The organism is Faecalibacterium sp. 3, from assembly GCF_048323735.1.
Taxonomy (GTDB): domain Bacteria; phylum Bacillota; class Clostridia; order Oscillospirales; family Ruminococcaceae; genus Faecalibacterium; species Faecalibacterium wellingii.
On the sequence record NZ_JBLWFN010000001.1, the window covers coordinates 2,137,071 to 2,150,734 of the forward strand.

A 13,664-nucleotide genomic window follows, 5' to 3' on the forward strand; every position below is an offset into this window, starting at 1 on the left:
ATGAATTCCAAAAGTAAGCTCCTTGCCCCGGAGCTTGTCAATGCAGAAAGGCCGGTTTGGGCTTTCAGCAAAAAGATCTTCTGTGAGGGTATGCGGGATGGCGTGCCCATTGCACTGGGATATTTTGCAGTCTCCTTCTCGCTGGGCATTGCAGCCCGCCGGGCGGGATTCACCCCATTTCAGGGCTTTTTGGTCAGCCTGCTGAACAACGCTTCGGCCGGTGAGTATGCGGCGTTCGCCATCATCATGGCAAACGCAACCTATCTGGAAGTAGCAGTCATTACCCTGATCGCAAATGCACGCTATCTGCTCATGAGCTGCGCGCTGGCCCAGCGCTTTGCACCGGGCACGCCCTTCTGGCACAGGCTTGTCATCGGCTATGATGTGACAGACGAGCTTTTTGGCATCACCATTGCACGGCCCGGCAGCCTGAACCCATATTATACTTACGGTGCCATTCTGCTGGCTGCTCCCGCATGGGCCATCGGTACGGCACTGGGCATCATTGCGGGCAATCTGCTGCCGCTGCGGGCTGTCAGTGCGCTGAGCGTTGCCCTTTACGGCATGTTCCTTGCCATCATCATTCCTCCGGCGCGTAAGAGCAGGGTGGTAGCTGCACTTGTGGCCATCAGCTTTGCGCTGAGCTTTCTGTGCAATTACCTGCCGGGAATATCCGCTCTCTCGGAAGGCACCCGTACCATTCTGCTCACCGTGCTGATCTCCGGTACAGCGGCGGTGCTTTTTCCGGTAAATCCAGACGAGCAGGAGGCAGAGCATGACGCATAACAATTACATCTACATTGCAGTGATGGCGCTGGTGTCCTACACCATCCGCATCCTTCCGCTCACACTGATCCGCAAGCCCATCAAAAACCGCTTCATTCAGTCGTTTCTGTATTATGTGCCCTATGTGACGCTGGCGGTCATGACCTTTCCGGCCATTGTCAACGCGACCCAGAGCCCGGCTGCCGGTGCCATGGCGCTGGTGGCCGGCATTGCGGCAGCATGGCTCGGCGCAAGCCTGTTTCAGGTATCGGTGATCTGTTGTGCCGTTGTGTTCGTGCTGGAGCTGTTCCTTTAAAACTTCTGTGCCCGGAGGCATCGTGCCGCCGGGCGCTTTTTGTGCTGGGTTCATATTCTCAAAACGAAAGGAAAGATGACGATGAAAAGGGTTCTGATCACAGGTGCAGGCGGCTTTGTGGGCTCTCGTGTATTACAACAGTGGCAGGGAAAATACGAACTTTGCACTTTCCCTAAGGGCTTTCTGTGCACCGCCACCGAAACGGAAGTCCTTACGCAGACGAGGGCGCGGGATCCGGACGTGATCCTGCACACTGCTGCGCTTTCCGATACCGGATACTGCGCACAGCATCCGGCAGAAGCTTACCGTGCCAATGTTGAGCTGCCGGTCTGGCTGGCACGGGCCGCGCAGCAGACGAAGGCAAAGCTGGTGGCATTCAGCTCAGATCAGGTCTATGCGGGAACGAAGCAGCAGGGCCCGTTGTCAGAAGCGTTGGATCTGCATCCGACAAACATTTATGGCCAGTATAAATTGGAAGCAGAGCAGCGCGTGCTGGAGCTCTGCCCGGACTCGGTCCATCTGCGTGCCAGTTGGATGTATGACCTGCCCGGCTATGGGTTGCCCATCCGGGGCAATCTGCCGCTGAATCTTCTGCGTGCCGCGCTGAAGGGGGAGGCTGTTCGTTTCTCCCGGAACGACTTCCGCGGCGTGACCTATGTGCGGCAGGTGATCGAAAATCTGGAACCCGCCATGGACCTGCCCGGCGGCGTATACAATTTTGGCAGCGGAAATGCAGAGGACATGGTGTGCACGGCCCGGCAGTTTGCCAAAGCACTGGGCATTACCGTAAAGATCGCCGAAGAAAGCTGGGAGCGGAACCTTGTGATGGACGCTGCAAAGCTGGAGCGTTCCGGCATCCGGTTTGCGGCCACGCAGCAGGGAATCCGGTGCTGCCTGCAGGATTACGGACTTTCGGATCTGTAAAATTTCCATATCGCACAAAAATCAAATAAAACGGAACAAAAAAGCAGGAGTTCTGCGCGAAATTTTTCCGACCAAAGCGAAAAAAACGCACAAATCGCCCTGCTTTTTGTGTTTCTCAGCGGGAAACAGCCGTTCATGGAAAAGTCATACTTAATTTACAAGAATTCGCAGTTTTGCTATAATAAATCCGCTTTTTTGGTAAAGCAGTCGAAAAGAATGATTTTTGTCAAGATTTGAGGAGAGTGGAACATTTGAAGGAAGTCAAGCTCGAAGAGTCGGCGTATCAGTTCGACGCAAAAATGTCCCTGAAACAGGCGATCCCGCTGGGTCTGCAGCATGTCTGCGCCATGTTTGTGGGCAACCTGACCCCGCTGCTGATCATCACCAGTGCCTGCGGCATTGCGGGTGGTGAGTTCGCAGATCTGCAGGTCACGCTGCTGCAAAGTGCCATGTTCGTGGCCGGTGTGGTCACGTTGGTGCAGCTGTTCACCATCGGCCCCGTGGGCGGTAGCGTGCCCATCATCATGGGTACCAGTTCCGGCTTTATTGGCGTGTTCAACAGTGTTGTCGGCAGTATGGGCGGCGGTGTGCTGGCCTATGGTGCCATTATGGGTGCATCCATCATCGGCGGCATTTTTGAAAGCGTGTTGGGCTTCTTCCTCAAGCCCCTGCGCAAGTTCTTCCCGCCGGTCGTCACCGGTACGGTTGTGCTTTCCATCGGTCTTTCGCTGATCTCGGTGGGTATCAATTCCTTTGGCGGCGGCAACAGCGCAAAAGACTTCGGCTCCATGGAAAATCTGCTGCTGGCCCTGTTCGTTCTGGTGGTCATTCTGATCTTCAAGCATTGGACCACGGGCTTCCTCAGCTCTTCTGCGATCCTGATCGGCATTCTGGCCGGTTACGTTGCGGCCTTTGTCATGGGTCTGGTGCTGCCCACCACCGGTGTCACTGCCGATGGTGTAGAGTTTACCAAGGCATGGGTGCTCAACTGGAATAAAGTGGCACAGGCCTCCTGGTTTGCCATTCCCAAACTGATGCCGGTCAAGATCGTATTTGACATGCGCGCCATTATGCCGGTGATGATCATGTTCGTTGTTACCGCTGTTGAGACTGTGGGTGATATCTCCGGTGTCATGGAGGGCGGCATGAATCGTGAACCCACCGATAAAGAGCTGTCCGGCGGTGTGATTTGTGACGGTCTGGGCTCCTCCTTTGCGGCTTTGTTCGGCGTACTGCCCAACACTTCCTTCAGCCAGAACGTGGGTCTGGTGGCCATGACCAAGGTGGTCAACCGCATGGCTCTGGCCTCCGGTGCCATCTTCCTGATCCTGTGCGGTCTGATCCCCAAGCTCGGCGCGCTGATCTCCATTATGCCGCAGGCCGTTCTGGGCGGTGCTGCCGTTATGATGTTCTCTTCCATCGTGGTCAGCGGCATCCAGCTCATCACCAAGGAAAAGATGACCCCGCGTCAGCTTACCATCGTCTCGGTGGCTCTGGGTGTTGGCTACGGCATGGGTGCCAATAGCGGCATTCTGGCACAGGCTCCGCACGCTTTCCAGCTGATCTGCGGCGAGTCCGGCATCGTTCCGGCTGCGTTCGTGGCGATCCTGCTGAATGTGCTGCTGCCGAAGGATGACAAGGCAGTATAAAGCTCAAAGCTTCTGCCGGGCCAATGCTTCCAATTGCGCCAGTGCTTCGGGCGTGTCGGCGTCGGCCAGTTCATTCCGATCCGCAATGTAAACAGTGTGAACATGCGTGGGATATTTCCGAAGCAGAACGCTGCCGCCCATGCCCTGCGGCAAGGTGAGCAGTTCCTGAAAAAGTCCTTTTTCAAACAGAACGGGGCTTCCGGTAAGGGGAGACGGGTCGTTACGGACCCGGAATCCCAGACGGAAGATCTCCCGTTCTGTTTCTTTTTGCCGTTCCAGCCGAGTCCTGTTGTCCCACCCGGAGATGCCTGCCATGGCCTCCACTGTCTCGCGGCACAAAAGCGGCTGGTCTCCCGGCAGGAACATGCAGCCAAAAAGCTCCGGCACCTGTTCCAGCAGCGCGGAAAGTCCCAGCCGCACCGTATCGTTTCGGCCGGGCAGATCGTGCAGCAGCACCGGAACATTGCGGGAGCGGCAAAGCTGCGCAACTTCGTCCGAGCGTGTCACCACGATGCGGGCCGAAAGCCTTGGAGTATCGGTCGCCGCAAATGCGCGGCAAAGCATCGGTTCCCCGCAGAAATCTGCCAGCAGTTTGTTGGAACCAAAACGGCGGCTTGCCCCGGACGCCATGATGACACAGCCCACCGGAAGAAGTTCTTTCATATAGTACCACTCCTTCTGAAACGAATTGACAATAGTATTATATCGAAATCTGTGTTAAAATAAAAGAACAGAGAAAAAAAGAGAGGAACCTGCAGCTATGATGACGATCCGAGAATATAAGCGGGCCGAAACTCTGGAAGAAGCGTGGCAGCTGAACCAGAAAAAGGCCAACCGTGTGCTGGGCGGCATGATCTGGCTCAAAATGGAGAACATCAATGTCGGCACAGCCATCGACCTGTCCGGTCTGGGACTGGACACCATAGAGGAGACCGAGGACAGTTTTTCCATCGGTGCTATGGTCACACTGCGGCAGCTGGAAGAGCACCCCGGCCTTGCCGCCTATACCCGCGGCGCAGTAAAAGAAGCGCTGCGGCATATCGTGGGCGTGCAGCTGCGCAATCTGGCCACTGTGGGCGGCAGCATCTACAGCCGATTTGGCTTTTCCGACGTGCTCACACTGTTTATGGCCATGGATTGTTCGGTAGAGCTGTACAAGGGTGGCATCGTGTCCCTGCGGGAGTACGCCGAGCGTCCCTATGACCGGGACATCCTTGTGCGGCTGATCGTCAAAAAGGAAAACGCGGAGTTTTTCTATCAGTCTGTGCGCAACAGCCAGACCGATATCCCGGTGCTCACCTGTGCCGCCGCCCGTCTTAACGATGGCAGCTTCCGCATTGCCATCGGGGCGCGCCCGCTTATAGCGGTGCTGTATGAGTTCCCGGCGGAAAACGGCATGTCTGCACAGGAGCTGGCGCTGAAGTGCGCCGATGCAGTAAAGAACGATATCATTACCGGCTCCAATATGCGTGGCAGTGCGGAATATCGCCGCCATCTGGCGGGCGTTCTGACAAAGCGTGCGGTTGTGGAGCTGGAAGCACGCACGGCACAGGAGGAAAATTAAATGCAGATCACTCTTACATTGAACGGCGTCAAAGTCACAGAGGATGTGGCCGCAGATATGCTGCTGATCGATTTTGTACGTGCCCACGGCTGCAAGAGCGTCAAGCGCGGCTGTGAGACTTCCAACTGCGGTCTGTGCACGGTGTTTCTGGACGAGAAACCGGTGCTGTCCTGCTCGGTGCTGGCAGCACGTGCCAGCGGCCACAGCATTACCACACTGGAAGGCCTGCAGGAAGAAGCAGCGGAGTTTGGCGGTTTTATCGCGGATCAGGGCGCAGAGCAGTGCGGCTTCTGCAACCCGGGCTTTATCATGAATGCACTGGCCCTCTTCCGCGAGAATCCGTACCCCAGTGAGGAAGAGGTCAAGGAATATCTCTCCGGCAACCTCTGCCGCTGCTCTGGCTATGAGGGCCAGCTGCGCGGCATCATGAACTTTCTGGCATGGAAAAAGCAGAAGGAGGCCGCAGAATGAGTACCATCAATAAACCCTTCCGTAAAAAGGATGCGATGCAGCTGGTCACCGGCCAGCCCGTTTATATGGATGATGTGATCCCGCAGGACTGCCTGACCGTGAAGCTGCTGCGCTCTCCGCACGCGAATGCCATCGTCAAAACCATCAACACCGCTGTGGCAAAAAAAGTGCCCGGGATTGAAGCAATCTTTACATGGGAGGATGTGCCGCAGGATGCGCCGCGCTACACGCAGGCAGGCCAGACCTATCCGGAAGCCAGTCCTCATGACCGCCTGCTCATCGACCGCCATGTGCGCTTTGTGGGCGATGTGGTGGCCATCGTGGCCGGCAAAGACGAAAAGTGCGTAGATAAGGCCCTCAAGCTCATCAAGGTGGAATATGAGGTTTTGGAAGCAGTGCTGGACTATCACACTGCCAAGGACAACCCCATTCTGGTGCATCCGGAGGACAACTGGGCCAGTCTGTGCCCGGTGGGAGCCGATAACAAGCGCAATCTCTGCGCCCATGACGAATGCGGAGACGGCGATATCGACGCAGTGCTTGCAGCCAGCGATGTGGTCATCGACCATGTGTACCACACCAAAGCCTGTCAGCAGGCTATGATGGAGACCTTCCGCACTTACTGCTCGATCGACACCTATGGACGCCTGAACGTGCTCAGCTCCACCCAGATCGTATTCCATGCACGGCGCAATATTGCAAACGCACTGCATATCCCAAAAAGCATGGTGCGCGTAGCAAAGCCCCGCATCGGCGGCGGCTTTGGCGCCAAGCAGACGGCGGTCAGCGAAGTATATCCGGCTTTTGTGACTTGGAAGACCAAAAAGCCCTCCAAGATCATTTTCAGTCGTGTGGAAAGCCAGACGGCCTCTTCGCCTCGTCATGAAATGGAGGTCCATGTGCGGCTGGGTGCTACGAAGGACGGCGTTGTGAAGGGCATTGATCTGTACACTCTTTCCAATACCGGTGCCTATGGCGAGCACGGCCCCACAACGGTAGGCCTTTCCGGCCACAAATCCATCCCACTGTACGGCAAGGCAGAGGCTTTCCGCTTTATCAGTGATGTCGTGTATACGAACCACATGTCTGCCGGTGCTTACCGCGGCTATGGTGCAACGCAGGGCCTGTTTGCGGTAGAATCTGCCGTCAATGAGCTGGCCCACAAGCTGAACATGGATCCCTTTGAGCTGCGTTTGAAAAACACCGTGCAGGAGGGCGATGTGATGCCTGCCTATTATGGCGCCGTCAATACCAGCTGTGCACTGGATCGCTGCCTTGTCAAGGTGCGGGATATGATCGACTGGGAGCACAAGTATCCTGCCCGTGATATGGGCAACGGCAAGGTGCGCGCTGTCGGTATGGGCATGGCGATGCAGGGCTCCGGCATTTCCGGCATGGATGTGGGCAGTGCCACCCTGAAACTGAATGACGACGGCTTCTATACCCTGATGATCGGTGCGGCCGACATGGGCACCGGCTGTGACACTACACTGGCGCAGATCGCTGCCGAGGTTCTGGACTGCCCGCTGGACAATATCACGGTCTTTGGAGCCGATACGGATACCTCGCCCTATGACTCTGGCTCCTATGCGTCCAGCACCACTTATGTTACCGGCAAGGCCACTGAAAAATGTGCCATGAAGCTGCGCACTCAGATCTGCAGGCTGGGCGCAGAGCTGTTGGGATGTGCTGAGGACGAGGCGGAATTTGACGGCAGGGATGTTTTTATGAGCAAGGACCCTGCACAGAAAAAAACGCTGTCGGAGATCGCGTATGCTTCCCAGTTCGGCCACATGGTACCGCTGGAAGCCACCGAAACGCATACTTCGCCTTTGTCGCCGCCGCCGTTCATGGTCGGTGCTGCTGAGGTGGAAGTGGATACCGAGACCGGTGAAGTAAAGCTGTTGGAGTTTGATGCCTGCGTGGACTGCGGCACGCCCATCAACCCGAACCTGACCCGTGTACAGACCGAGGGCGGGCTGCTGCAGGGCATCGGCATGACTTTGACCGAAAACATTACCTACGATAAGAATGGCTATCCGCAGGAAAACTCGCTGTTCCAGTACAAGATCCCTGCCCGTACCGATGTGGGAAAACTCAAGGTGGAGTTTGAGAGTAGCTACGAACCCAACGGTCCCTTTGGCGCAAAGTCCATCGGCGAGGTCGTCATCAATACGCCGCTGCCGGCCATTTCCGATGCGATCTACAATGCCATTGGTACCCGGTTCTATGAGCTGCCCATTACGCCGGAACAGATCGCCATGGCTGTTGCCAAAAAAGAGTAAGCGTTTGTATGCCGATTGAAAATGACTTTCCGTTTCTGACGGAAAAAGGCCACATTGTATCACTTGTGGGCGGCGGCGGCAAAACGACACTGATGTACGCCATGGCTGCGCACTGTGTCCGTAAGAACTGGCATGTGCTGGTGACCACCACCACCCATATCATGCGGCCGCCCGGCGCTGTCTGGGCGCGGACGGACGCGGAGCTTTTCCGCCAGTGGGAACACGGCAGCTATGCCGTTGCCGGAACAGCGGCTCCCGGCGGGAAGTTGACAGCTCCGCCGCAGAAACAGCTGGAGCATTGGATGCAGCTGGCCGATATCGTTCTCATCGAAGCGGATGGTTCCAGACGGATGCCCTGCAAGGCCCCGGCTGCACATGAGCCGATGCTCTTGCCGCAGTGCGATATCGTGTTTGCGGTTGCAGGCGTTTCTGCACTGGGGGAATCACTGGAAAAAGGATGCTTCCGGGCAGAACTGGCACAGCAGATTTTGCGTGTCCCGGGAAATGCTGTACTGACGCCAACACTGCTGGCAAAGCTGCTTGTCAGCGAGTCCGGGGGGAAGAAAGCGGTAGGGGAGCGCAGCTTTTATGCGGTGCTCAATCAGGTAGACACCGAAGAGCAGGCCGTGTTGGCCCGTCAGACCGCCGATATCCTGAAAAAGCGTTACAGCGTGCCTTGCATTCTGACTCATTTTGAAAAAGGAGAGCGTGCATGAGCAAAGAAGAAAAAATCGTGTTCTGTACCGGCGGCGGATGCACTGCAAAGCTGGGAGCAGGTGTGCTGAGCCGCATTCTGGAAAAACTGCCGCGCGGGGAAAAAGACCCGAACCTGCTGGTGGGCTACGACAGCCGGGATGACGCCGCCGTGTACCGCATAACAGATGATATTGCGCTGGTGCAGACGGTGGACTTTTTTCCGCCAATGGTGGACGACCCTTATACCTTCGGGCAGATCGCCGCTGCCAATGCCTTGAGTGATATCTATGCCATGGGAGGCGAGGTAAAAACTGCGCTGAATCTGGTCTGCTTTCCTGAGAGTATGGATTTGAACATTCTGGGGGAGATCCTGCGCGGTGGTGCAGAAAAAGTTGCCGAAGCAGGCGGAAGCCTGGCAGGCGGTCATTCCATTGCCGATACAGGCGTAAAATATGGTCTGTCCGTCACCGGTCTTGTGAACCCCAAAAAGATGTATACCAATGATTCCGGCCAGCCCGGCGACAAATTGATCCTGACAAAAGCTCTGGGTGTAGGTCTGCTCTGCACGGCAAACCGCGTAGGCGAAGCCGCTCCGGAACATATGGCAGGTGCCATCGCGTCCATGACGACGCTGAACAAAACAGCTGCTGAGATCAGCCGCCGCTATCCTGTTCACGCTGCTACTGATGTGACAGGATTCAGCTTTCTGGGCCATCTGCATGAAATGATGGGAGGAAAGCTTTCCTGCATCATTGATGCACGGTCGATTCCTGTCCTTCCGGGGGCTGAAAAGGCGGCAGACGAGTTTCTGTACACTGCCGCCGGGCAGCGCAACCGCAACCACACCGGGCCCTATGTCACATTTGAAGATCTGCCCTTTGCCATGGAGGAAGTGCTGTTTGACCCTCAGACCTCCGGCGGTCTGCTGCTGGCTACTGCACCGGAAGATGCATCTGCGCTGGAAGCAGAGCTGCAGGCGGCCGGTCTGCCTGCAAAGATCGTGGGGGAGATCGTTCCTAAAACGGAACACGAAATTACCGTAAAATATTAAAAATATCAGTGGAGGACAAAAAACGATGCTGAAAGTAGATGCCCGCGGTGATGCCTGCCCGCTGCCTGTTGTAAAGGCAAAAAAAGCGATCTCTGAGCTGAAAGGTGCCGGTGAGGTGGAAGTGCTGGTGGATAATGAGATCGCCGTGCAGAACCTGACCAAGATGGCCCAGCAGAAGGGCTATCAGTACAGTGCTGAAAAGCTGGCGGAGCAGGAATACCGTGTACTGTTCACAGTGGGGAACGCTGCGGCAGCACTGACCGAGGAAGTGCCTGTCTGTGCACCGGATCTCCGCACCGATACAGTGGTGGCTGTCAGCTCAGATAAAATGGGCGCAGGCTCGGAAGAGCTGGGCAGGGCCCTGCTCAAGGCCTTTGTGTTTGCGCTCACTCAGCAGGACAAGCTGCCCAAAACAGTGCTGTTCTATAACGGCGGCGCGTCCCTGACCTGTGAGGGTTCGCCCATGCTGGATGACCTGAAGGCACTGGAGGCACAGGGCGTGGAGATCATGACCTGCGGGACCTGTCTGAATTTCTATGGCCTGACGGAAAAGCTGGCTGTTGGCAGCGTGACCAACATGTATGTAATCGTGGAAAAGCTGACGCAGGCAGGCAATGTGGTGAAGCCGTGATCTATCTGGATAATGCTGCTACTACTTTGCACAAACCGCCGCAGGTGGAGCAAGCCATGCTGGATGCTCTGCGCACAGCAGGCAACCCGGGCAGAGGTGCCCACGAACCCACCCTGCACGCAAGCCGCCTTGTCTATGCAGCGCGGTGCGCAATATCAAAGCTTTTGAACGCACCGGACCCATCCTGCATCGCGTTTGCAGCCAATGCCACTCAGGCGCTGAATACGGCGCTGGGCGGGCTGTTCGCGCCGGGAGACCACATCATCACGACAGTTTGTGAGCACAACTCCGTTCTGCGGGCGCTCTACCGTTTGCGGGATCAGGAGGGGGTTCAGCTCAGTTTTGCCGGGGTGGACGAGAAAGGACGCCTGCAATATGACGGCTGGCAGGAGCTGATCCAGCCCAATACAAAGGCGGTCGTTGTTACGGGTGCTTCCAATGTGACGGGCAATGGCACCGACCTTGCCCGGGTCTCAGAGTTTGCACACCGGAACGGCTTGCTTCTGATCGTGGATGCTGCCCAGACAGCCGGGGCTCAGCCTGTAGATGTGCAGGCACTGGACATTGACGTGCTGTGCTTTACCGGTCACAAGGCACTGCTTGGCCCGCAGGGAACAGGCGGCCTGTATGTGCGGCCGGGACTTTCTGTCCGTCCGCTGGTAGTGGGTGGAAGCGGTGTGCACAGCTTTGATGAGCGTCATCCGGCACAGATGCCCACTGCGCTGGAAGCGGGTACCCTCAATGTTCCGGGTCTGGCGGGCCTGTGTTCCGGTGTGGAGTGGATCCTGGCTCAGGGCGTGGAAACGCTGTGTGCGCAGGAATCTGCGTTGGCAGCACTTTTTTATGAGCGCATCCGTGATCTGCCGAATGTAACGCTTTACGGCGACCCGGAAATGGCACCGCGCGCCCCCATTGTTGCACTCAATATCGGAAACGAGGATTCAGCCCGCATTGCGGACATCCTGTGGGAGGACTACGGCATCTGCGTACGTGCTGGTGCGCATTGTGCGCCGCTGATGCATAAAGCTCTTGGCACCGTCCGGCAGGGCGTGGTACGGTTCAGCTTTTCGCACTTCAATACCGAGGCAGAGGTGCTTTTGGCTGCAGGTGCGGTATGCGAGCTTGCGCAGGAGTTATGACATGCGTGTAAGAAAGACTTATATCGTGCTCTCGTTCCGCACTACGCTGCAGGCAATGGAATGGGAGAAGCAGTGCCTTGCAGCAGGCGTTCCGGGCAGACTGATCCCCCTGCCGCGCGAAATATCCGCGGGCTGCGGTCTTGCATGGCGGATGCTGCCGGAAGAGTTTGAGCAATGGCAGCACAGGCTGGATGCAGCCGGGTATGACCGTGCAGCAGCGGTGGAACAATAAGAGCAAAACAGGAGAATGACACATGAGCAAAACACCGCTTTATAAGATGCTTCAGGACGTTCCGTCCTCAGGCGGCTGGACACTGGCGACCCTGCTGGACGGCAGCGCTTCCGGCAGTCAGCTGCTTTTGCAGGCGGGTAAACCGGTATGGCAGGCAGGCCCGGCTGACTTTATGCGCAGAGATCTGTCCGGATTGCAGAGCTGCACCGCCACGGGTGTACAGCTGATCGAGGGTCAGCATATATTTGTGGAGCGCTTTGGTGCAGTGCCTCAGCTGGTCGTCTGCGGCGGTGGTCATGTGGCAGCTGCAACGGTACGGCTTGCCAGGCTACTGGGTCTGCCGGTCCTTGCGATAGACGACCGCGAAGAATACGCACAGCAGCTGCGGGATGCCGGAGCCGATACTGTGCTCTGCCTGCCGTTTGAACAGGCGTTGAAGCAGGTGCCCGGCAGCGCAGAAACTTATTTTATTGTCGTTACACGCGCACATGCTTTTGACGTGATCTGCCTTGAGCAGATCCTGCGAAAGCCTGCGGCCTATGTTGGGATGATGGGCAGCCGGGGACGTTCTGCACTGGTGCGCCGTCAGCTGCTGGAAAAGGGGCTTGAGGAAAAGCGGGTGGAAGCCTTGTATGCGCCCATTGGGCTGTCCATCGGGTCTCAGACGGCAGAGGAGATCGCACTGTCTATTCTGGCACAGGTCGTTTCGATCAAGAACGCCCGCTCACAGACCGAGGGATTTTCTTCGGCTATTCTGGATGCAATGGCTCAGGCAGACCACACGGGGCAGCGTGCTGTGCTGGCTGTGATCACGGCACGGCATGGTTCCACTCCCAGAGAAGCGGGAGCAAAAATGCTGGTCCTTGCGGACGGCACGGTCGTTGGCAGCGTGGGCGGCGGTATTATGGAGCACCGCACGATTCTGGCTGCGCAGGAAATGCTGGCGGGAAATACTCCGGCACAGCAGCTGATGCATTTTTCGGCAGATGGAAAAGACGAAGACGCTGCAGCCGCTGCCTGCGGCGGTTCGATGGAAATATGGTTGGCCATTCTGCAGGCAGGAGAGGAGCTTAAATGAAACAGGATGCATTGATCCTTGTGCGCGGCGGCGGCGATCTTGCCACTGGTACGATCCACCGCTTGTGGTCTGCCGGTCTGCGTGTCCTTGTACTGGAAACAGAGCACCCGGCGGCGATCCGGCGGCAGGTCTCGCTGTGTGAGGCAGTCTATGAAGGTGAAGCAACCGTGGAAGGTCTGTGTGCTGTGCGCATTGAAGCGCTGGCGCAGGCAGAAGAGGTCTGGAACCAGAATGCGGTTCCTGTTTTAGTAGACCCGAAAGGCGAGAGTATTGCACAGGCAAGACCGGATGTTCTGGTGGATGCGATCCTTGCAAAGAAAAATCTCGGCACTGCCCGGGATATGGCACCCCTTACCATTGCGCTTGGCCCGGGCTTCACTGCCGGGCAGGACGTGGATGCAGTGGTGGAAACAAAACGAGGCCATCGGCTGGGACGTATCATCTGGGAGGGTTCAGCCATTGCCAACACCGGCATCCCGGGGATCATCGGAGGCTATGGCAAAGAGCGCGTGATCCATGCCGCTGCAGCGGGTGTGTTTGAGGATGTACGCAGGATCGGCGATATTGTAGCAGAAGGAGAGGCCATCGCTCAGATCAGAACGGCAGATGGAACCATCACTCCTGTGACCACACAGATCACAGGCATTCTTCGCGGACTGCTGCGCAGCGGCTACCCGGTAACGCCCGGCTTTAAAGTAGCAGACGTAGACCCGCGCAAGGAGGAACTCTCTAATTGCTTTTTGATCTCAGATAAAGCACGCTGCATTGCGGGCAGCGTGCTGGAACTGGTTTGTGCCCAGCTGTGGAAATAACTGAAAAGAGAAAAACCTCCGCTTCCCGGCGGTGTCACCAGCAGGGAAGCA

15 protein-coding genes are annotated in these 13,664 nt (G+C 56.9%); 14 read left to right on the forward strand and 1 reads right to left on the reverse strand.

What is annotated here, in order from left to right:
- The 4 genes from ACNSPV_RS10150 to ACNSPV_RS10165 all read left to right on the forward strand — a co-directional run bounded on the left by ACNSPV_RS10150 (position 1) and on the right by ACNSPV_RS10165 (position 3,654).
- Positions 1-786 (forward strand): AzlC family ABC transporter permease, encoded by a 786-nt coding sequence (locus ACNSPV_RS10150; protein WP_339394858.1) that lies wholly within the window; start codon positions 1-3, stop codon positions 784-786.
- The gene (locus tag ACNSPV_RS10155) at positions 776-1,081 is read left to right on the forward strand and encodes an AzlD domain-containing protein (protein ID WP_249236613.1); all 306 of its coding nucleotides are present in this window, start codon (positions 776-778) and stop codon (positions 1,079-1,081) included. Before ACNSPV_RS10150 ends, ACNSPV_RS10155 begins: the two co-directional genes overlap by 11 nt.
- Before the next feature lie 81 nt (positions 1,082-1,162).
- A complete protein-coding gene (locus tag ACNSPV_RS10160; protein WP_348583514.1) occupies positions 1,163-2,005 on the forward strand; it encodes an SDR family oxidoreductase in 843 nt (280 codons plus the stop codon).
- A 299-nt stretch (positions 2,006-2,304) separates the two neighbouring features.
- Positions 2,305-3,654, forward strand: a complete 1,350-nt coding sequence (locus ACNSPV_RS10165) for a uracil-xanthine permease family protein (protein ID WP_173014053.1) — start codon at positions 2,305-2,307, stop codon at positions 3,652-3,654.
- Between the two features lie 3 nt (positions 3,655-3,657).
- Here ACNSPV_RS10165 and ACNSPV_RS10170 read toward each other — a convergent pair whose 3' ends face one another.
- Entirely contained in the window at positions 3,658-4,317 is a 660-nt protein-coding gene (locus tag ACNSPV_RS10170) for a nucleotidyltransferase family protein (RefSeq protein ID WP_348583513.1), read from the reverse strand.
- Between the two features lie 97 nt (positions 4,318-4,414).
- Between ACNSPV_RS10170 and ACNSPV_RS10175 the strand changes: the two genes are divergently transcribed.
- From ACNSPV_RS10175 to yqeB, 10 genes are read left to right on the forward strand one after another with little or no spacing between them, the layout of a single operon-like run.
- Positions 4,415-5,218 carry an FAD binding domain-containing protein gene (locus ACNSPV_RS10175; RefSeq protein WP_348583512.1) on the forward strand — a complete coding sequence of 268 codons (804 nt, stop codon included), beginning with the start codon at positions 4,415-4,417 and terminating at the stop codon, positions 5,216-5,218.
- Positions 5,219-5,689, forward strand: coding sequence for a (2Fe-2S)-binding protein (locus tag ACNSPV_RS10180; protein ID WP_249236617.1), 471 nt, complete (start codon positions 5,219-5,221; stop codon positions 5,687-5,689).
- Positions 5,686-7,974 (forward strand): xanthine dehydrogenase family protein molybdopterin-binding subunit, encoded by a 2,289-nt coding sequence (locus ACNSPV_RS10185; protein WP_348583511.1) that lies wholly within the window; start codon positions 5,686-5,688, stop codon positions 7,972-7,974. Before ACNSPV_RS10180 ends, ACNSPV_RS10185 begins: the two co-directional genes overlap by 4 nt.
- Before the next feature lie 8 nt (positions 7,975-7,982).
- Positions 7,983-8,690, forward strand: a complete 708-nt coding sequence (yqeC, locus tag ACNSPV_RS10190) for a selenium cofactor biosynthesis protein YqeC (protein ID WP_348583510.1) — start codon at positions 7,983-7,985, stop codon at positions 8,688-8,690.
- Positions 8,687-9,721 carry a selenide, water dikinase SelD gene (selD, locus tag ACNSPV_RS10195; RefSeq protein ID WP_348583509.1) on the forward strand — a complete coding sequence of 345 codons (1,035 nt, stop codon included), beginning with the start codon at positions 8,687-8,689 and terminating at the stop codon, positions 9,719-9,721. The genes yqeC and selD overlap by 4 nt, the downstream gene beginning before the upstream one ends.
- A gap of 25 nt (positions 9,722-9,746) precedes the next feature.
- The gene (yedF, locus tag ACNSPV_RS10200) at positions 9,747-10,352 is read left to right on the forward strand and encodes a sulfurtransferase-like selenium metabolism protein YedF (protein ID WP_348583508.1); all 606 of its coding nucleotides are present in this window, start codon (positions 9,747-9,749) and stop codon (positions 10,350-10,352) included.
- Positions 10,349-11,491 carry an aminotransferase class V-fold PLP-dependent enzyme gene (locus ACNSPV_RS10205; RefSeq protein WP_348583507.1) on the forward strand — a complete coding sequence of 381 codons (1,143 nt, stop codon included), beginning with the start codon at positions 10,349-10,351 and terminating at the stop codon, positions 11,489-11,491. The genes yedF and ACNSPV_RS10205 overlap by 4 nt, the downstream gene beginning before the upstream one ends.
- A 1-nt stretch (position 11,492) precedes the next feature.
- The gene (locus ACNSPV_RS10210; RefSeq protein ID WP_339394867.1) at positions 11,493-11,723 is read left to right on the forward strand and encodes a DUF3343 domain-containing protein; all 231 of its coding nucleotides are present in this window, start codon (positions 11,493-11,495) and stop codon (positions 11,721-11,723) included.
- Between the two features lie 22 nt (positions 11,724-11,745).
- Positions 11,746-12,801, forward strand: a complete 1,056-nt coding sequence (locus tag ACNSPV_RS10215; protein ID WP_348583506.1) for an XdhC/CoxI family protein — start codon at positions 11,746-11,748, stop codon at positions 12,799-12,801.
- Complete coding sequence (yqeB, locus tag ACNSPV_RS10220) at positions 12,798-13,613, forward strand: selenium-dependent molybdenum cofactor biosynthesis protein YqeB (RefSeq protein WP_348583505.1); 816 nt, start codon at positions 12,798-12,800, stop codon at positions 13,611-13,613. The genes ACNSPV_RS10215 and yqeB overlap by 4 nt, the downstream gene beginning before the upstream one ends.
- Positions 13,614-13,664: the final 51 nt, after the last annotated feature.